Raw genomic sequence first — 17,298 nt, 5'->3', positions numbered from 1 at the left:
CGGTCCGAAGACAGCCAATAACGTCGGGAGAGGCAATCGGTTGGTGGGAGGGCGGGTGTCGCATCGCTGCAGTGGACTGTCGCGCAGATGTCCGCCTACCCTCGTTTCCAGGGCCGGAGCCTTGATGAAAAAAGGCGCGATGGTGCCAGTTTTGGCCGTTTCTGGGAAGTCGTTTCTGACCTTGTGCACAGGTTCGGACCTTTATCTACGGCTTTGGTTGTACCTTTGGGTTGTACCTTTTTGGTCGTAGGAAGTGCATGAGGTGTTACCGGTGACGAAGTGTGGTGCACCCGGGGCATTTGTAAGTGGGTATTTCAGTAATTGGTCTATTCCGCCGGTTTTTCAGGGTCTTTCGGTCAAGTCTTGGCCGAAAGACCTGTAAGCCTTGTTAAACGGGGCTGTGAGAATTTTCGAACGAACGGTCATCGGCCTGGCGCGGTAATTGCGTTATCGATCGGCAACAGGATGTAGCACTCTTTTTGAAGAGCGCGACTCGAGTAGCAGGATCAAAACGCCATTTCTCGCAAAGGTAGTTTTATGAGCGGTACGCACAATTCCAATGACCTCGCTCAGGGGCTCAAGCAGCGGCATGTGACCATGCTGTCGATTGCCGGTGTCATCGGTGCCGGGCTGTTCGTCGGCTCCGGCCACGCCATCGCCGAAGCCGGCCCTGCGGTCTTGCTGGCCTATGCCGCGGCCGGGACCCTGGTGGTGCTGGTGATGCGCATGCTGGCCGAAATGGCCGTTGCCTCGCCGGATACCGGTTCGTTTTCGACGTATGCCGACAAAGCCATCGGCCACTGGGCCGGCTTTACTATCGGCTGGCTGTACTGGTGGTTCTGGGTTCTGGTGATTCCGCTGGAGGCCAACGCCGCCGCAACCATTCTGCATGCCTGGTTCCCCGATATCGGCATCTGGGTGTTTACCTTGGTGATCACCTTGCTGCTGACCGCGACCAACCTGTTCAGTGTGAAGAACTACGGTGAATTCGAGTTCTGGTTCGCGTTGCTCAAGGTAGTGGCGATCATTGGCTTCATCATCCTTGGTGTGGCTGCGATCTTCGGCCTGCTGCCCAACAGCCAGGTCAGCGGCGTCAGCCACCTGTTCGACACCCAGGGCTTCATGCCCAACGGCATGGGCGCGGTGCTGGCGGCGATGCTGACCACCATGTTCTCGTTCATGGGTACTGAAATCGTCACCATCGCTGCCGCCGAGTCGAAAGACCCGGGCAAGCAGATCACCAAGGCCACCAACTCGGTGATCTGGCGGATCTTTCTGTTCTACCTGGTGTCGATCTTCGTGGTCGTGGCCCTGGTGCCGTGGACCAACAGTGACCTGGCCGAAGTCGGTTCGTACCAGACCGTGCTCAACCTGATGGGCATCCCCAACGCCAAGCTGATCGTCGACATCGTCGTGCTGATCGCTGTGACCAGCTGCCTGAACTCGGCGCTGTACACCTCCTCGCGCATGCTCTTCTCCCTGAGCAAGCGTGGCGATGCGCCGGCCATGGCCCAGCGCACCACCTCCAGCGGCACACCGTACGTGGCGGTGGTGCTGTCAACTGCGGCGGCGTTCCTCACCGTGATCGCCAACTACCTGGCACCTGCCCAGGTATTCGAGTTCCTGCTGGCGAGCTCCGGCGCCATTGCCTTGCTGGTGTACCTGGTGATCGCCGTGTCGCAACTGCGCATGCGCCGTCAGCGCATGCAGCGCGGCGAGAAGATCGCCTTCAAGATGTGGCTGTTCCCGGGCCTGACCTGGGCGACCATTGCCTTCATCGTCGGCATCCTGACGGTGATGCTGATCCGTCCGGACCATCGTATTGAAATCGTCGCGACCGGCTTGTTGTCGATTGCCGTGGTCGCCGCCGGGCTGCTGGTGGCGCGCAAGCGCAAGGCCGAGGCGGCCGGGCGGGCGGTGCTGAACAACTGATGTGATGCGGATGCAATGACAAAGGCCGCGATCTGTGAGGATCGCGGCCTTTTTGTTTTGGCCGTAGCGGGCTCATCGCGGCTCACGCGGTGGGCTTTACCAGTGCTCAGGTCGCTCACTGCGCTGATGCAGAAATCGCAATACCTGGACCCGTCCGTCGAGCAAGCGGTACGGGGCAATAAAGGCGATGTGGGCGAGCACCAGCTCACGCACATCCGGCACTGGCGAGGGGCGGCCTGCACCTGGGAAGTGTTCGAGTATTTCCAGGCTGCTCAATATGCCCTGAACCATTGCAAAGGCCGTTTTGCTGCCTGCCTTGAGCTGATGGTGCTCGAAAATCGAATCCAGGTCGCTTTCAGCCTTCGCCGTCAGTGCAATCATCTTCGCGTTTCACCCACTTTGCCTTGACCTCAGAGAGGTCGGTCAGGTTGCCAGTGTCGGCATCGCTGATGCCGGCAGCAATCGCCTGCACGTGCCATGACTCGGCTTCGACATAGCGCAGCAAAGCGCGCTTGAGGTGATATTGGCGATCTCGATCGGTGGCGGCTGCCAGTTGATCGAGCTTTTCGGCGAGGGATGCTTCGACGCGAAACGACAGAACCGGGGAAGCCATGTCTACGCTCCTGACTTTGTATACGTTGTAAACGGTCAACAAAGGTTAGGTGGCGTCGAGGCGATGGTCAATCGGCCAGGGACCTGTGGTCGATGTAGGATTTTTCTTTGAGGGGATCTGGCCCCCGAGGAATCAGGAGCCAGGCAAGCTGTCAGCCAAACTTCTTCTGCTGCTTGGCCACCGCCTCGGACGCGCTGATGTAGGCTTCCTGGAACTCGTCGCTCTCGAGCCAGGCCATGGTTGTGGCTTCGTCGGCGCCGTCCAGCCACTTGCGGTAGGCAGTGAAGACCATGACGATGTAGTCGGTGGCGTGTTCTTCCTTGTGGCCCTTGAGCACCAGGGTCAGCAGCGGGTCGACCAGGAACACCGAAATCAGCGCGACCAGGCCGGTTTCCTGGGCTTGCTTCATTTTTTCGAACAGGGCGGTATAGCTGCCCGACTCCATGGCTTTGTTGAAGACCTGCTCGACGCTGGCGCTGGAGCTTTCGCCCGAGCTCTTGACCGCTTGGCCGCTACGCACCATGCGGTTTTCGCGGGCCTTGTTGGCGGCGCGCTTGGCGCGTTTCTGTTGTTTGCTGCTGGAGGCCATCGGTGAACCCTTGTGCTGAGCCGGATAAATTCTGCGTATTGAATCGCAGTTGGCCGGGAAACCCAAGTGCCGCCGACGGCCTGGAGCAAGCTCAGGCTGGTTGCGCCAGCTCGCCGCGGTCTTCCTCTTCGAGTACGCGCGCGGCGCGGTCCACCAGCAGCGGGTCAGGCTGGTGGGCGACACTCAAGTCCTTGCCGGGGTAGTCCAGCGAGTGCAGGAAGTGGCGGATGCAGTTGATCCGCGCGCGTTTTTTGTCGTCGGATTTGATTACCGTCCACGGTGCATCGGCGGTGTCGGTGTGGAAGAACATTGCCTCCTTGGCAGCGGTGTATTCGTCCCACTTGTCCAGCGACTTGATGTCGATCGGCGACAGCTTCCAGTGCTTGAGCGGGTCGTCGCGGCGGGAGATGAAGCGGCGCAGCTGCTCTTCGCGGTTCACCGAGAACCAGTACTTGAACAGCAGGATGCCGCTGTTGCACAGCATGCGTTCGAGCTCCGGCGCCTGGCGCATGAACTCCAGGTATTGCAGCGGCGAGCAAAAATCCATGACCCGCTCGACCCCGGCGCGGTTGTACCAGGAGCGGTCGAAGAAGACCATTTCACCGGACGTGGGCAGGTGCTGGACGTAGCGCTGAAAGTACCACTGGCCCTTCTCCTGCTCGGAAGGCTTCTCCAGGGCGACAATCCGCGCACCACGCGGGTTGAGGTGCTCCATGAAGCGCTTGATGGTGCCACCCTTGCCGGCGGCGTCGCGGCCTTCGAACAGCACGACGATGCGCTGACCGGTTTCCTTGACCCAGCTTTGCACCTTGAGCAGTTCGATCTGCAGTTCGTGCTTGGCCTTTTCGTACTCGGCGCGGCGCATGCGGTTGCTGTACGGGTAGCTGGCCGGCAGCTTGGCCGAGGCGCTGTCCTCGTTGGAGCCGCGCGGCGCCGAGGCGACTTTCAGGGCCGCCGGTTGCTGGCTGATGGCGCTGATTTCGCTTTCGGCAGCGGCGCTGACAGCAGGCTTGCGCGGCGTGCGTGGACGCCGTGGACGGGGGGTGGCAGCTTTGCGTGCCGGGCTTGGGCTGGGGCTCGCAGGTGTTTCAGCGGCAGGCGAGGGCAGGGGCAGGGCAGTGGATTCTTCGCTCATGGGGAGGCCTGTTGGTTCCTTCTAATATCCTCAGAGCATTTTATCGACGCCGGCCAAGGGCATATTGACGGTGGTCAACAGCCCTTGGCATAGCGCCATCAGTACCAGTATTTCGGGTAGCTGTTGGCCTGGCGCGCATTGTTCAGGCACCAGGCCACGGCGACGATCACCAGCGAGCCGGCCAGTACCGGGGTAATCACGAAGCTCAGTGGTGCGTGGCTGGCGATCACCACCAGCGGGTTGGCCCCGGCTGGTGCGTGCAGGGTGCGGGTTTGCTGCATGGCAGCCAGGGCCAGGCCGACGGCCAGGGCTGCGCTCCACCAACTGTCGCCGAGGGTATGCAGCACTGCCAGGCCCACCAGGGTGGCAATTACGTGGCCGCCGATGATGTTGCGCGGCTGCGCCAGCGGCGAGTCGGGCATGCCGAAGGCCAGCACGCAGCTGGCGCCAAACGGGGCCATCAGCCACAGCGCGCCGGACACCTGGCTGAGCCAGCCGGTGGCGCCGATCGCCAGGGCCGCGCCGATCAGTGACAGCAGGCTGAAATGCAGGGAAGGGGTGGCGGGCGCCTTGGATTTGAATGGCATGGGTACAGTTCTCCGGGTGGGCGATTTGCGCCGAGGATGCCGATCGGTTTACCTGCAGGTCAACCGATCGGTATACACTGTTGGCAACTGTCCTGATCGAAGGTGTGGCATGAGCACGTCCGAGAAAATCGCCGAGTCGGCGCTGCAGTTGTTCTACCGCCAGGGTTACCACGGCACCGGCGTCGAGCAGTTGAGCCAGGAGGCCGGGGTGACCAAGAAAACCCTGTACCGGCATTTCCCCAGCAAGGAGCTGTTGATCGAGGCGGCGCTGGAACGTCGCGATCACGATTTCATGGCGCGCCTGCAAAGCGCTCTGGCGGCCGTTGAGGCAAAAGCGCGGCCGCTGGCCTATATCGATTTCATCGAGGCCTGGGCGCGCTCTGAAGACTTCTACGGCTGCGCCTTCATCAACGCCTCGGCCGAGTATGCCGGGCCGGCCGAGCCACCCCATGTGCTGGCCAGGTTGCACAAGGACAAGGTCATGGCCGCACTTGAGCAGGCCTGCCAGCAGGCGGGGTGCAAGCAGGGCGCTGCGCAGCAGCTGTTTTTGCTGGGCGAGGGGTTGATTGTTGCGTCGCAGGTCGGCGGGGTGCAGGTGCCGCTGTTCGAAGCGGCGCGGTTGATAGTGGCTGCGCTGGCCTATCGCAGCATCCCGCAGATCTGATTGCCTTCGTAACCATGGATGATCGGCGCCAGGATCATCATCGGGCCACAGGCGTACATGGGCGAGCTGATGGTCTGCCTGGCGTTGAACAGCACGACCTGGTCGCCATCGATGTCCGGGCCATAGGCCACTTCACTGTAGGTCCTGCACACCGGCAGTAGTAAAGGCACCGGCACGACCACAGCCCAGAGGGTGACGCCGCACCATTCGCGGGTGACGTCGGATTTCTCCGATTTGCTGACCTTGGGGGTGATGTTCTTCAGGCGCAGGATGCGATGGGCCGCGGTGGGGTAGGTGTCTTTGTGCGGCAGCACCACGGTGGCGCCGACACAGCCGGTCAGGCTCAGCAGCATGGCGACGGCGACGGCAATCGATTTCATCCCTGGCTCCGACAAGCTCGCGGCATTTCCGTGCGCGAGCAGGCCTGCGTTCGTTGATAAATCGCAGGCATGAAAAAAGCCCCAAGGAATCACTTCGCTTGGGGCTTTTCGGTATTAGTGGTGCCCAGAGACGGAATCGAACCGCCGACACGGGGATTTTCAATCCCCTGCTCTACCGACTGAGCTATCTGGGCAACGGGGCGCATTAAAAGGGTTTTTCGGATTTACGTCAACGACTTTTTGAAAATTTTTTAAATTAATTCCGTCGCTTACGATTTTCCGGGGTTATTCGCTAGGTGGAACGTAGCCTTCGGCCTTCTCGTAATCCTGGCCGGAGAAGAACTTGTCCATCTCGCCCTGGAGAAATTTGCGGTCCTCGGCGTTCATCATGTTCAGGCGCTTCTCGTTGATCAGCATGGTCTGCTCTTTCTGCCAGTCGGCCCAGGCTTGCTGCGAGATGTTCTCGAAGATGTCCTGGCCCTTGGCGCCCGGGTAGGGTGGACGCTCGAGGCCTGGCAATTGTTCTTTGTACTTGCGGCACATTACGGTGCGGGTCATCGCGACTCTCCTGTAAGCAATACGTCGGCCGCGCGTTTAAGCAGTTTTTTCACCGGGGCGGCAAGGCCCAGGCGCGGCGGGGTGGCGAGGTTATACCAGAGCCAGTCGGCCTCGGCCACGTGGTCGCTGGTGGCATTGACGCGCACCAGCCAGGGCTCGATGGCCAGCTGGAAGTGGCTGAAGGTGTGGGTCAGGCCGTCCAGCGCCTGGCTGCCGGCCAGGCTCAGGCCGTGCTGGTCGGCCAGCTCGTCGATCTGCGCGAGGTTGTCCAGTTCCGGCAGGCTCCACAACCCGCCCCACAGGCCCGTGGAAGGCCGCCGGTAAAGCAGGATGGCGCCTTGGTGGTTGGCCAGCAGTGGCATCAGCGTGCGCTTTTGTGGCAGCTCCTTGCGCGGCTTGGGCACCGGGTAGCGGATTTCCTGGCCGAGCATGTGCGCCTCGCAACCGACCTTGAGCGGGCACAGCAGGCAACTGGGCTTGCTGCGGGTACACAAGGTCGCGCCCAGGTCCATCATCGCCTGGGTGTAGTGGTTCACCCGGCTGTGCGGGGTATAGCGCTCGGCATTGGCCCACAGCGCCTTGGCCACTTTCGGCTCGCCGGGGTAGCCCTCTTGCGCGGTGTAGCGGGCCAGCACGCGCTTGACGTTGCCGTCGAGGATCGGCGCACGCAGGCCCATGCTGATGCTGGCAATAGCGCCGGCAGTGGACAGGCCAATGCCGGGCAGGTCGGTGAGTTTCTCGACATCGCGGGGGAATTCTCCGCCATATTGCTCGACAACGATCTTCGCGGTCTTTTGCAGGTTGCGCGCCCGGGTGTAGTAACCCAGGCCCGTCCACAGGTGCAGCACCTCATCCTCGGGCGCTTCGGCCAGGGCCTGGACCGTCGGCAGCGCCTGCATGAAGCGGTCGAAGTAGTTGAGCACGGTGCTCACCTGGGTCTGCTGCAACATGATCTCCGAGACCCAGACCCGGTAGGGGGTGATGCCCTGTTGCCAGGGCAGGTCGTGGCGGCCGTTACGGTCGTACCAATCCAGCACGGCGCTGGAAAACTGCTCGGGGCTCATCGCTTGAACAACCCCTTGAGCGCGTCCTTGAGTTCCGGGCTGACCTTGTCACCGAGCTTCTCGTCGATCTTCTCGCTGAGCTTTTCGCTGACCTTGTCGCCAGCCAGCTTGGCCGCGACCTTGCCCAGGCCGTCTTTATCCAGGCGGCAAGCCTTGGCGCCCAGCTCCAGCGGGCCACGGCAGCGCAGCGGCAGTTCGAGGCCGACATAGCGCTCGCCGACCTGGCAGGCTGGGTCGGGCATATCGCGCTTGTCGCCCTCGACGATCACGCCAATGCGGTAGTCCATGCCCAGCACGCGCAGGTCGAGGTCGCCATGGCCGTTGACGGTCAGGCCGGGAATGCGTGCCTTGAGGTCAGGGTTGCTGGCCACGCCGTTACGCATTACCAGGCTGCCCTTGAGCTCCTGGAACGGCGTGTCCTTGCCGCGTGGCTCGCCACTCAGGGCCTTGCGGTTGAGGGTGGCGATGGCCTGGCACAGTTGCTGTTCGAGGTTGGCGTTGACCAGGATACCGTCGTTGATGACGAAGCTGGCGTTGCCGTTGAGGGTGTCGACCAGGGCTTTCTGGCTGTTGCCAGTGGCGGTCAGGTCGCTGTTGAGGGTCAACAGACCCTTGACCGGTGGCGTGCCGGTTTCGCTCTTGATGAAGTGCTCGACCGGCACCCGGTTGATGCGGGTGTTAAGACCAATCTGCGGCACGGCTGGGCGTACATCGAGGGTGCCCTTGCTTTCGAAGTCGCCGTTGTACAAGCCGCCGCGCAGGGTTTCCAGGGTGATCAGGCCGCCTTGGCCCTGGGCCTTGAGGTGGGCGTTTTCGATCGGCAGCTTGTCCAGAGTCAGCTGGCCAAATGTCAGGTCGGCCTGCAGGTCGACCTTGCGCAGGCGGTCAACCGGCAGCAGCTTGTCGTTGCTCCAGGCCACCTGGGTCGGCGCGTCGGGCAGCGGCGTGGTACCGGCACCGGCGAGGGCACCGGCCTCTTTGCTCTGCACTTCGGCCTGGCGTGCGGCCTTGGCGCCCTGGGCTGCCTCGCTCTTGGCCAGCAGGTAGCGGTCGGCGTCGAACTTGTCGGCCTTGAGCTGCACGCGCAGGGCCTGCTTGGCGAAGTCTTCAATGGCCAGGCGGCCGCTGAAGGTGCTGTCGTCGAGCTTGATCGCCAGGTCTTCCAGGGCCAGGCTGTTCGGCGTGCCTTGCAGGCGGGTGACCAGCTCGACCTTGCCCAGGGTGCTGGCGTCGGCCGAGGCCGGCAGCGGGTGGCCGATGCTGTCGAGGAAGTTGCGCAGGTCGAATTGGGCAATCGACAGGCCGCCGCTCAGTTGCGGGGTTTTGTCGAGGTCGCGCAGGTTCAGCTCGCCGAGGGCGCGCAGTTGGTTGGCCGAGAGCTTGAGGCCGTTCCATTCGGCGACGTTGGCCGCCAGATCGACCAGCAACTGGCCCTGGGCGGCGAAGGTCATGGTCTTGCCTTGCAGCGGCTCGCCCGAGGCTTCGCCGCTGAGTTTCATGTCTTCGAACTGGTAGCGCTTGAGCCGGCGATCGAAGCGCAGCTCGCCGTTAAGCTCGGTGCGCGCTTTGACCACTGGCTGGCCGGAACTGAGGAAGGCGGTCATCTTCAGCGGGATGTTCACCCCTTCATGCACCGCGCCGGTGCTCAGCTGGATGCTTTCGGCGCCGAAGCTCTGGCCGCTGCGGGCATCGTTGTACTGCACGCGGGCGTTGTTGACGGTCAGGCTGTCGATATCGAGCTTGACCGGGCGCTCGCTGGCGCTGTCGCTGCTAGCCTGGGCCGGGGCAGTGCCGGCGCTTTCGGCCGGGGCCGGGGCCGGGGTGGCAGCGGGCAGTGGCTTGCCGATGTCTTCCCAGTTGCCGTGGCCATTTTCGTCACGGCTCAGGGTCAGGTTCAGGCCCTCGACGCGCACATCGCTCATTTGCACTTCACGGCGCAGCAACGGCAGCACGCGTACCGACAGGCCAAGCATCTGCAGGTCGGCAAACGGCACTTTCGGGTTGTTCAGGGTGGCGATGCTGGCTTCATGCAGCTCAAGGCCCAGCCACGGGAACAGGCTCCAGCCAATGTCGCCATTGAGCGTCAGCTCGACGTGGGCCTTGTCGCGTGCCAGCTGGCGAATCTCGTCTTTGTAGTCGTTGGGATCGAAGAGGTGGGTCAGGGCGAAGCCCAGAGCCACAATGATCAGCAACAACCCGAGAAGCACCAGCCCCAGGATTTTGCCGAACGCTTTCATGGGCGAGTCCTTGTAGTCCGATTTCTAAATTCAGCCGCAGAGTATAGCGCTGCGGTTATCACCGCTGGGTGATATGGGGCGAAGGTTTAGTCCTGCATAAGTGTCGGATTCGACAACACATGGCATGACAGTTCCTTGCCGGGGGGATCAGTTGCAGAACAAACGACGGTATCAGTTAGCGCTAAGTGACCACGGCAAATGCTACTCTCTCGCCGCTCTCAGGCCCTGCTGCGGCCATTTGTCGCGCAAACGGGGCCGTTCGCCAATAACAACGACCAGTTGCCAAAGCGCCAAGGTCGCGGGCGGTAAGCGCTTCATTCCTACGAGGGGAACACAACAATGAGCAGCAGCATCACGGCCGGAACCGTCGCCAGCGCGCCCGGCTTCCTGTCCAAGGAGCGGATCATCGCCCGTCCGGGCTTCAACCGCTGGCTGGTACCGCCAGCGGCCCTGGCCATCCACCTGTGCATCGGCATGGCCTACGGTTTTTCGGTGTTCTGGTTGCCGCTGTCGCAGGCCATCGGCATCAGTGCGCCGGTTGTCTGCTCGGAACAGACCCACTTCCTGATGCGCATGTTCACCACCGAGTGCGACTGGCCGATCTCGATGCTCAGCTGGATCTACACGCTGTTCTTTGTCTTCCTGGGGTGCTCGGCGGCCATCTGGGGCGGCTGGCTGGAGCACGCCGGGCCGCGCAAGGCCGGGGTGGTCTCGACCCTGTGCTGGTGCGGCGGCCTGCTGATTTCCGCCTTCGGCGTCTATACCCACCAACTGTGGCTGATGTGGCTGGGCTCCGGGGTGATCGGCGGTATTGGCCTGGGGCTTGGCTATATTTCCCCGGTCTCGACCCTGATCAAGTGGTTCCCGGACAAACGCGGCATGGCCACCGGCATGGCGATCATGGGTTTTGGCGGCGGCGCCATGGTCGGCGCGCCGCTGGCGGCAGCGCTGATGAACCACTTCGCTACGCCCGGCGACGTTGGGGTCTGGCAGAGCTTTGTGGTCATGGCGGTGATCTACTTCGTGTTCATGCTCGGCGGCGCCCTGGCCTATCGCGTGCCGCCTACCGGCTGGAAGCCTGAAGGCTGGACTGCGCCGCTGAAAAAAGCCGGCAACGCGATGATCACCCATCGCCATGTGCATGTCAGTGTGGCGTGGAAAACCCCGCAGTTTGTGTTGATCTGGCTGGTTTTGTGCCTGAACGTTTCGGCAGGTATCGGCATTCTCGGCATGGCTTCGCCGCTGCTGCAGGAGGTTTTTGCCGGCAAGCTGCTGGGCAATGACCTGAGTTTCAGCCAGCTCAACGCCGCGCAATTGGGCCAGATCGCCGCGATTGCCGCCGGTTTTACCGGTTTGCTCAGCCTGTTCAACATTGGCGGGCGCTTCTTCTGGGCGTCGTTCTCCGACTATATCGGGCGCAAAAACACCTATTTCGCCTTCTTCGCCCTGGGCGTGGCTCTGTATGCGCTGGTGCCGAACATGGGCCACCTGGGCAATATCGCCCTGTTCGTGGCGGCGTTCTGCATCATCCTGTCGATGTACGGCGGCGGTTTTGCCACGGTGCCGGCGTACCTGGCCGACCTGTTCGGCACGCAGATGGTCGGCGCCATTCACGGTCGCCTGCTGACTGCCTGGGCCGCAGCCGGGGTGCTGGGCCCGGTGCTGATCACCTACCTGCGAGAGTACCAGCTGGCGCTGGGCGTGCCGCGGGCGGCGGCCTATGACATCACTCTGTACATCCTCGCCGGGCTGCTGGTGCTGGGCTTTGTTTGCAATGCGCTGGTGCGGCCGGTGGCCGACAAGTACTTCATGACCGATGCCGAGCTTGCCGCCGAGCGGGCCCTGAGCCACGACCAGGGCAGCGCCAGCGAGCGCGTACTGGAGTGGAAGGCCGACCCGGCCAGCAAGCCTTTGGTGCTGGCGGCCTGGCTGGTGGTCGGGGTGCCGCTGGCCTGGGGGATCTGGGTGACGTTGCAGAAGACTGCGGTGTTGTTCAACTAGGTCTGCCCTATAGGAGCGGGCTTGCCCCGCGATGAACCCGCATTCGATCGCGGGGCAAGCCCGCTCCTACAGAAGTAGCTGAAAATTGCCGGATCGCAGGTAAATTCCCTGCCACGCGTCATCTGCGTTTCAAGCCGCGTGCTTCTGGGCCTATAATGGTCACCTTTTTCGCCCAATGATTTTGCGGAGCTGGTGATGGTCGAACGTAAGGCTTCCGTCGAGCGCAATACTCTGGAGACCCAGATCAAGGCCTCGATCAACCTGGATGGCAGCGGCAAGGCCCGATTCGATATCGGTGTGCCTTTCCTTGAACATATGCTCGACCAGATCGCCCGACATGGGCTGATCGACCTCGATATCGAGTGCAAGGGCGACCTGCATATCGACGATCACCATACTGTCGAAGACGTCGGTATCACCCTCGGCCAGGCCTTCAACCAGGCCATCGGCGACAAAAAGGGCATCCGCCGCTACGGCCATGCCTACGTGCCGCTGGACGAAGCGCTGTCGCGGGTGGTCATCGACTTCTCCGGCCGCCCCGGCCTGCAGATGCACGTACCGTATACCCGCGCTTCGGTGGGCGGCTTTGATGTCGACCTGTTCCAGGAGTTCTTCCAGGGCTTCGTCAACCACGCCAACGTCACCCTGCACATCGACAACCTGCGTGGGCACAACACCCACCACCAGATCGAGACCGTGTTCAAGGCCTTCGGCCGCGCGCTGCGCATGGCCATCGAGCTGGACGAGCGCATGGCCGGGCAGATGCCATCGACCAAGGGTTGCCTGTAATGCAGACGGTTGCCGTTATCGACTATGGCATGGGTAACCTGCACTCGGTGGCCAAGGCCCTCGAGCACGTGGGCGCCGGCAAGGTTCTGATCACCAGCGACGCCGAGGTGATTCGCGAAGCCGACCGCGTGGTGTTCCCCGGTGTTGGCGCGATCCGCGACTGCATGGCCGAAATCCGCCGCCTGGGCTTCGACAGCCTGGTGCGCGAAGTCAGCCAGGACAGGCCGTTCCTCGGCATCTGTGTGGGCATGCAAGCCTTGCTCGATCACAGCGAAGAGAACGACGGCGTCGACTGCATCGGCCTGTTCCCGGGCAATGTGCGCTTTTTCGGCAAAGACCTGCACGAAGACGGCGAGCACCTCAAGGTGCCGCACATGGGCTGGAACGAAGTTGCCCAGAGCATCGACCACCCGCTGTGGCACAACATCCCCGAGCGTGCGCGCTTCTACTTCGTGCACAGCTACTACATCACCGCCGGCAAGCCGGGCCAGGTGGTCGGTAGCGGCCATTACGGCGTCGACTTCGCCGCAGCGCTGGCCGAAGGCTCGCGCTTTGCCGTGCAGTTCCACCCGGAGAAGAGCCATACCCATGGCCTGCAGCTGCTGCAGAACTTCGCCGCCTGGGACGGGCGCTGGTAATGGGCAAGTCCAGGGCCAAGCCGCCGATCCTCACGCTGGCGCCGGAACAGGAGCGTGAAGCGCTCGATACCCTCAAGCGCTTTCTCGAAGACCGTTTCGAGCTGCAGCTGGGGTCGTTCGAGGTGGCCGAGGTCCTGGAACTGTTCACCAAAGAGATTGCCCCGCACTACTACAACAGGGCGATTTTCGATGTGCAGAACCACCTCAAGGAACGGTTCGAGAGTATCGAGAGCGACCTCTGGTCGCTAGAGAAAGGCAGCTGAAAGCGACAAGCTGCAAGAGAACAGACGCGCATGCTTGCAGCTTGTAGCTAGCAACTTGCAGCTCTTTTTTACGAAGGAAAAAAGCATGCTGATTATCCCCGCTATCGATCTCAAGGACGGTGCTTGCGTACGCCTGCGCCAGGGCCGCATGGAAGACTCCACGGTATTCTCCGACGACCCGGTGAGTATGGCCGCCAAATGGGTTGAAGGGGGCTGCCGCCGCCTGCATCTGGTTGACCTCAATGGCGCCTTCGAAGGCCAGCCGGTCAACGGTGAAGTAGTCACCGCGATTGCCAAGCGCTACCCGAACCTGCCGATCCAGATCGGTGGCGGTATCCGTTCGCTGGAAACCATCGAGCACTACGTCAAGGCCGGCGTCAGCTACGTGATCATCGGCACCAAGGCGGTGAAAGAGCCGGAGTTCGTCGCCGAAGCCTGCCGCGCCTTCCCGGGCAAAGTGATCGTCGGCCTGGATGCCAAGGACGGTTTCGTCGCCACCGACGGCTGGGCAGAAGTCAGCTCGGTGCAGGTCATTGACCTGGCCAAGCGTTTCGAAGCCGACGGCGTCTCGGCTATCGTCTACACCGACATCGCCAAAGACGGCATGATGCAGGGCTGCAACGTGCCCTTCACCGCCGCCCTGGCCGCTGCCACCAAGATCCCGGTGATCGCCTCCGGCGGTATCCACAACCTCGGTGACATCAAGGCCCTGCTCGACGCCAAGGCGCCAGGCATCATCGGTGCGATCACCGGCCGCGCCATCTACGAAGGCACCCTGGATGTCGCCGAGGCGCAAGCCTTCTGTGACGCCTATTCGGCTAGCTCCAAGTCGTAAGCTGCAAGCTGCAAGTCAAAAGCGCGACCGAGTCGCTCTTTCTTGCAGCTTGAAGCTTGAAGCTTGCAACTCGAGGTCTACCTATGGCTTTAGCCAAACGCATAATTCCCTGCCTCGACGTCGACAACGGCCGGGTGGTCAAGGGCGTCAAGTTCGAGAACATCCGCGATGCCGGCGACCCGGTGGAAATCGCCCGGCGCTACGATGAACAGGGCGCTGACGAGATCACCTTCCTCGACATCACCGCCAGCGTCGATGGCCGTGACACCACCCTGCATACCGTCGAGCGTATGGCCAGCCAGGTGTTCATCCCGCTGACCGTGGGCGGCGGCGTGCGCACCGTGCAGGACATCCGCAACCTGCTCAACGCCGGTGCCGACAAGGTGTCGATCAACACCGCCGCGGTGTTCAACCCGGAGTTCGTCGGCGAAGCTGCCGCGCACTTCGGCTCGCAGTGCATTGTGGTGGCCATCGATGCCAAGAAGGTCTCGGGCCCGGGCGAAACCCCGCGCTGGGAGATCTTCACCCACGGCGGGCGCAAGCCGACCGGCCTGGACGCGGTGGAGTGGGCGAAGAAGATGGAAGGCCTGGGGGCCGGCGAGATCCTCCTGACCAGCATGGACCAGGACGGCATGAAGAACGGTTTTGACCTGGGCGTGACCCGCGCCATCAGCGACGCCCTGGGCATTCCGGTGATTGCCTCCGGTGGTGTCGGCAACCTGCAGCACCTGGCCGACGGGATTATCGAAGGTCATGCCAGCGCAGTGCTGGCGGCGAGCATCTTCCATTTCGGTGAGTACACCGTACCCGAGGCCAAGGCGTTCATGGCCAAGCAGGGTATCGTCGTTCGCTGACGGTCCTCTATCGCGGGGTAAGTCGAGGCGTCGCACCGCCGCTCCCACCGGGATTTAGGTGATCCTGGTGGGAGCGGCGGTGCGGCGACCCGACTTGCCCCGCGATAGCTTTCAGCCCAGGTTCTTGCCCAGTAGCGCGTGATACAGCTCGCTGTCGCCAAGAATCCCCACCACTTTGTTGCCCTCTTGAAGCACCAGCTTGTTGCCGGTCTGGTAGCGGATCTGCAGGGCTTCGCGCATGCCGATGTTGGCATTCACCAGGGTCGGTTTGCGCCCCAGGCCTTCCACCGCTTCGCCCGGTGCCCAGTTTTGCAGGTCCATGCCGTTGGCGCCCTGGCGCGCACCCTTGATGGTGTTGCCTTCGGCCAGGTCCAGCCAGGAGTCGCCACCCGGGTCGAGGCACACCGAGCCGTTGATGCGTTTGCACTTGTCCAGGGTGCGCATCAGGCTGCGGCCGCACAGCACGTTGAGCGGGTTGGTGTGGGCGACGAAGGTGCGCACGTAGTCGTCGGCGGGGTTGAGGACGATTTCTTCCGGCTTGCTGTACTGGATGATCCGCCCGTCTTTCATGATCGCAATACGGCTGCCCAGCTTCAGGGCTTCGTCCAGGTCGTGGCTGACGAAGACGATGGTCTTGTTCAGCTTGCGTTGCAGCTCCAGCAGCTCGTCCTGCAGGCCCTGGCGGATCAGCGGGTCGAGGGCCGAGAAGGGTTCGTCCATCAGCAGGATGTCGGCGTCCATTGCCAGTGCCCGGGCCAGGCCGACGCGCTGCTGCATGCCGCCCGAGAGTTCATCGGGCTTCTTGTTGCGCCATTGGGTCAGGCCCACCAGTTCGAGTTTTTCATCAACCAGCTTGCGCCGTTCCTTCTCCGGGCGGCCCTGCATTTCCAGGCCGAAGCTGATGTTCTCGCGCACCGTCAGCCAGGGCATCAGGGCGAACTTCTGGAACACCATGGCGATGCGCTTGGTGCGCATCATCTTCAGTTCCGCCGGGGTGCAGTGGGCGATGTCTATATGCGAGCCTTCGTGCTCGACGAACAACTTGCCGCGGCTGACGGTGTTGAGGCCGTTGATACAGCGCAGCAGGCTCGACTTGCCCGAGCCGGACAAGCCCATCAACACGCAGATCTCGCCCTTGTTGATGTCCAGGTTGGCTTTCTCGACACCGACCACCAGGCCGGTCTTCTTCAGGATCTGTTCGCGGGTCATGCCCTGGTCGAGCAGGCTCAGGGCCTCGCGCGGTCGGCTGGAGAAGATAACGTCTACGTCTTCGAAGCGAATAATGCTCATGCTTCACTCCTTACCGGCGCGTCGGGTTGTTTGCAGATACGGTCGAGCATGATCGCCAGCAACACGATCGCCAGGCCCGCTTCAAAACCCAGGGCGATATCGGCGGTGTTCAATGCGTTGACCACAGGTTTGCCCAGGCCGTCGGCACCCACCAGCGCGGCAATCACCACCATCGACAGCGACAGCATGATGCATTGGGTAACGCCGGCGGCGATGCTCGGCATGGCGTGGGGCAGCTCGATGCGCGACAGCAGCTGGCGGCGTGAGCAGCCGAAGGCCTTGCCGGCGTCGAGCAGTTCCTGGGGCACGTCACAGATACCCAGGTAGGTCAGGCGGATCGGTGCGGCGATGGCGAACACCACCGTCGAGATCAACCCGGGGACCACCCCCAGGCCGAACAGGGTCAGGGTCGGGATCAGGTAAACGAAGGTAGGTACCGTCTGCATCAGGTCGAGGACCGGGCGCATGGCGGTGTAGAACATCGGCTTGTGTGCGGCGAGGATGCCCAGCGGCACGCCGATGGCCACGCAGACCAGGGTGGCGAACAGCACCTGGGCCAGGGTCTCCATGGTCTCCTGCCAGTAACCGAGGTTGAGGATCAGCAAAAATGACAGTACGCAGAATGCGGTCAGCGCCCATTTGCGCTGGATCAGGTGCGCGATTACTGCAATCAGGCCGATCAGGACGAAAGGATTGAACCAGGTCAGTGCCCCGGTCACGCCATGAATCATGTATTCCAGTGCTGCCGCGAAGGCATCGAAGTAGTTGGCGCCGTGTTGCGTCAACCATTCAACGAAGCCTGCGATGTACTGGCCCAAAGGGAGTTTTTCATCGATCAGCATGATAGCGAGCGTCCACCTGCAAAAGTT

Annotated in this window: 19 protein-coding genes and 1 tRNA gene; 8 read left to right on the top strand and 12 right to left on the bottom strand. The window is 62.4% G+C overall.

The features are described 5' to 3' along the window. The first annotated feature begins 537 nt into the window (after positions 1-537). Complete coding sequence (gabP, locus tag LOY22_RS25025; protein ID WP_258595238.1) at positions 538-1,932, top strand: GABA permease; 1,395 nt, start codon at positions 538-540, stop codon at positions 1,930-1,932. Positions 1,933-2,028: 96 nt separating this feature from the next. On the opposite strand, the gene LOY22_RS25020 is transcribed toward gabP, so the two are convergent. The 5 genes from LOY22_RS25020 to LOY22_RS25000 form a co-directional block, all read right to left on the bottom strand. Beyond that, a complete protein-coding gene (locus LOY22_RS25020) occupies positions 2,029-2,313 on the bottom strand; it encodes a type II toxin-antitoxin system RelE/ParE family toxin (RefSeq protein ID WP_258595236.1) in 285 nt (94 codons plus the stop codon). Further along, a complete protein-coding gene (locus LOY22_RS25015) occupies positions 2,288-2,545 on the bottom strand; it encodes a CopG family ribbon-helix-helix protein (RefSeq protein WP_045202358.1) in 258 nt (85 codons plus the stop codon). Before LOY22_RS25015 ends, LOY22_RS25020 begins: the two co-directional genes overlap by 26 nt. Positions 2,546-2,696: 151 nt before the next feature. Next, positions 2,697-3,134, bottom strand: a complete 438-nt coding sequence (locus tag LOY22_RS25010; RefSeq protein WP_045202356.1) for a hypothetical protein — start codon at positions 3,132-3,134, stop codon at positions 2,697-2,699. Positions 3,135-3,225: 91 nt separating this feature from the next. Then, the gene (ppk2, locus tag LOY22_RS25005) at positions 3,226-4,269 is read right to left on the bottom strand and encodes a polyphosphate kinase 2 (protein WP_045202354.1); all 1,044 of its coding nucleotides are present in this window, start codon (positions 4,267-4,269) and stop codon (positions 3,226-3,228) included. Positions 4,270-4,367: 98 nt separating this feature from the next. Then, complete coding sequence (locus tag LOY22_RS25000; RefSeq protein WP_258595233.1) at positions 4,368-4,856, bottom strand: HPP family protein; 489 nt, start codon at positions 4,854-4,856, stop codon at positions 4,368-4,370. A 109-nt stretch (positions 4,857-4,965) separates the two neighbouring features. Between LOY22_RS25000 and LOY22_RS24995 the strand changes: the two genes are divergently transcribed. Then, complete coding sequence (locus tag LOY22_RS24995) at positions 4,966-5,520, top strand: TetR/AcrR family transcriptional regulator (protein ID WP_093378611.1); 555 nt, start codon at positions 4,966-4,968, stop codon at positions 5,518-5,520. Here the strand turns inward: LOY22_RS24995 and LOY22_RS24990 are convergent. The 5 genes from LOY22_RS24990 to LOY22_RS24970 all read right to left on the bottom strand — a co-directional run bounded on the left by LOY22_RS24990 (position 5,496) and on the right by LOY22_RS24970 (position 9,759). After that, positions 5,496-5,900 (bottom strand): hypothetical protein, encoded by a 405-nt coding sequence (locus tag LOY22_RS24990; RefSeq protein ID WP_045202348.1) that lies wholly within the window; start codon positions 5,898-5,900, stop codon positions 5,496-5,498. The genes LOY22_RS24995 and LOY22_RS24990 overlap by 25 nt on opposite strands. 118 nt (positions 5,901-6,018) lie before the next feature. Next, positions 6,019-6,094 (bottom strand) — tRNA-Phe (locus tag LOY22_RS24985). A 91-nt stretch (positions 6,095-6,185) separates the two neighbouring features. Then, entirely contained in the window at positions 6,186-6,458 is a 273-nt protein-coding gene (locus LOY22_RS24980) for an oxidative damage protection protein (protein ID WP_045202346.1), read from the bottom strand. Then, positions 6,455-7,522: an A/G-specific adenine glycosylase gene (gene mutY, locus LOY22_RS24975; protein WP_093378613.1), complete on the bottom strand. Its 1,068-nt coding sequence runs from the start codon at positions 7,520-7,522 to the stop codon at positions 6,455-6,457. Before mutY ends, LOY22_RS24980 begins: the two co-directional genes overlap by 4 nt. Beyond that, the gene (locus LOY22_RS24970) at positions 7,519-9,759 is read right to left on the bottom strand and encodes an AsmA family protein (RefSeq protein ID WP_093378616.1); all 2,241 of its coding nucleotides are present in this window, start codon (positions 9,757-9,759) and stop codon (positions 7,519-7,521) included. Before LOY22_RS24970 ends, mutY begins: the two co-directional genes overlap by 4 nt. 339 nt (positions 9,760-10,098) lie before the next feature. On the opposite strand from LOY22_RS24970, the gene LOY22_RS24965 reads away from it, so the two are divergent. The 6 genes from LOY22_RS24965 (at position 10,099) to hisF (ending at position 15,139) form a co-directional block, all read left to right on the top strand. Further along, positions 10,099-11,760, top strand: coding sequence for an OFA family MFS transporter (locus tag LOY22_RS24965; RefSeq protein ID WP_195885213.1), 1,662 nt, complete (start codon positions 10,099-10,101; stop codon positions 11,758-11,760). A 195-nt stretch (positions 11,761-11,955) separates the two neighbouring features. Next, positions 11,956-12,549, top strand: coding sequence for an imidazoleglycerol-phosphate dehydratase HisB (hisB, locus tag LOY22_RS24960; protein WP_028942262.1), 594 nt, complete (start codon positions 11,956-11,958; stop codon positions 12,547-12,549). Beyond that, on the top strand, positions 12,549-13,187 hold the full coding sequence (hisH, locus tag LOY22_RS24955) for an imidazole glycerol phosphate synthase subunit HisH (RefSeq protein WP_045202336.1): 639 nt from the start codon (positions 12,549-12,551) through the stop codon (positions 13,185-13,187). The genes hisB and hisH overlap by 1 nt, the downstream gene beginning before the upstream one ends. Further along, positions 13,187-13,450 (top strand): DUF2164 domain-containing protein, encoded by a 264-nt coding sequence (locus tag LOY22_RS24950; protein ID WP_036995008.1) that lies wholly within the window; start codon positions 13,187-13,189, stop codon positions 13,448-13,450. Before hisH ends, LOY22_RS24950 begins: the two co-directional genes overlap by 1 nt. 85 nt (positions 13,451-13,535) lie before the next feature. Then, entirely contained in the window at positions 13,536-14,285 is a 750-nt protein-coding gene (gene hisA, locus LOY22_RS24945) for a 1-(5-phosphoribosyl)-5-[(5-phosphoribosylamino)methylideneamino]imidazole-4-carboxamide isomerase (RefSeq protein WP_093378627.1), read from the top strand. 83 nt (positions 14,286-14,368) lie between these two features. Next, positions 14,369-15,139: an imidazole glycerol phosphate synthase subunit HisF gene (gene hisF, locus LOY22_RS24940; RefSeq protein WP_010221324.1), complete on the top strand. Its 771-nt coding sequence runs from the start codon at positions 14,369-14,371 to the stop codon at positions 15,137-15,139. Between the two features lie 111 nt (positions 15,140-15,250). Here hisF and choV read toward each other — a convergent pair whose 3' ends face one another. Continuing rightward, complete coding sequence (gene choV / locus LOY22_RS24935) at positions 15,251-16,429, bottom strand: choline ABC transporter ATP-binding protein (RefSeq protein WP_093378632.1); 1,179 nt, start codon at positions 16,427-16,429, stop codon at positions 15,251-15,253. Further along, a complete protein-coding gene (gene choW / locus LOY22_RS24930; RefSeq protein WP_176794313.1) occupies positions 16,426-17,274 on the bottom strand; it encodes a choline ABC transporter permease subunit in 849 nt (282 codons plus the stop codon). The genes choV and choW overlap by 4 nt, the downstream gene beginning before the upstream one ends. Between the last annotated feature and the right edge of the window lie 24 nt (positions 17,275-17,298).

Source organism: Pseudomonas sp. B21-035 (assembly GCF_024748945.1).
In the GTDB taxonomy this organism is placed as follows: Bacteria; Pseudomonadota; Gammaproteobacteria; order Pseudomonadales; family Pseudomonadaceae; genus Aquipseudomonas.
This window is presented reverse-complemented; position numbering and strand designations above follow the sequence as displayed.

What these genes read in the sequence shown, in the direction of transcription:
- gabP (WP_258595238.1), top strand. Translation starts at nt 538, where the DNA reads ATGAGCGGTACGCACAATTCCAATGACCTCGCTCAGGGGCTCAAGCAG.
- LOY22_RS25020 (WP_258595236.1), bottom strand. Translation starts at nt 2,313, where the DNA reads ATGATTGCACTGACGGCGAAGGCTGAAAGCGACCTGGATTCGATTTTC.
- LOY22_RS25015 (WP_045202358.1), bottom strand. Translation starts at nt 2,545, where the DNA reads ATGGCTTCCCCGGTTCTGTCGTTTCGCGTCGAAGCATCCCTCGCCGAA.
- LOY22_RS25010 (WP_045202356.1), bottom strand. Translation starts at nt 3,134, where the DNA reads ATGGCCTCCAGCAGCAAACAACAGAAACGCGCCAAGCGCGCCGCCAAC.
- ppk2 (WP_045202354.1), bottom strand. Translation starts at nt 4,269, where the DNA reads ATGAGCGAAGAATCCACTGCCCTGCCCCTGCCCTCGCCTGCCGCTGAA.
- LOY22_RS25000 (WP_258595233.1), bottom strand. Translation starts at nt 4,856, where the DNA reads ATGCCATTCAAATCCAAGGCGCCCGCCACCCCTTCCCTGCATTTCAGC.
- LOY22_RS24995 (WP_093378611.1), top strand. Translation starts at nt 4,966, where the DNA reads ATGAGCACGTCCGAGAAAATCGCCGAGTCGGCGCTGCAGTTGTTCTAC.
- LOY22_RS24990 (WP_045202348.1), bottom strand. Translation starts at nt 5,900, where the DNA reads ATGAAATCGATTGCCGTCGCCGTCGCCATGCTGCTGAGCCTGACCGGC.
- LOY22_RS24980 (WP_045202346.1), bottom strand. Translation starts at nt 6,458, where the DNA reads ATGACCCGCACCGTAATGTGCCGCAAGTACAAAGAACAATTGCCAGGC.
- mutY (WP_093378613.1), bottom strand. Translation starts at nt 7,522, where the DNA reads ATGAGCCCCGAGCAGTTTTCCAGCGCCGTGCTGGATTGGTACGACCGT.
- LOY22_RS24970 (WP_093378616.1), bottom strand. Translation starts at nt 9,759, where the DNA reads ATGAAAGCGTTCGGCAAAATCCTGGGGCTGGTGCTTCTCGGGTTGTTG.
- LOY22_RS24965 (WP_195885213.1), top strand. Translation starts at nt 10,099, where the DNA reads ATGAGCAGCAGCATCACGGCCGGAACCGTCGCCAGCGCGCCCGGCTTC.
- hisB (WP_028942262.1), top strand. Translation starts at nt 11,956, where the DNA reads ATGGTCGAACGTAAGGCTTCCGTCGAGCGCAATACTCTGGAGACCCAG.
- hisH (WP_045202336.1), top strand. Translation starts at nt 12,549, where the DNA reads ATGCAGACGGTTGCCGTTATCGACTATGGCATGGGTAACCTGCACTCG.
- LOY22_RS24950 (WP_036995008.1), top strand. Translation starts at nt 13,187, where the DNA reads ATGGGCAAGTCCAGGGCCAAGCCGCCGATCCTCACGCTGGCGCCGGAA.
- hisA (WP_093378627.1), top strand. Translation starts at nt 13,536, where the DNA reads ATGCTGATTATCCCCGCTATCGATCTCAAGGACGGTGCTTGCGTACGC.
- hisF (WP_010221324.1), top strand. Translation starts at nt 14,369, where the DNA reads ATGGCTTTAGCCAAACGCATAATTCCCTGCCTCGACGTCGACAACGGC.
- choV (WP_093378632.1), bottom strand. Translation starts at nt 16,429, where the DNA reads ATGAGCATTATTCGCTTCGAAGACGTAGACGTTATCTTCTCCAGCCGA.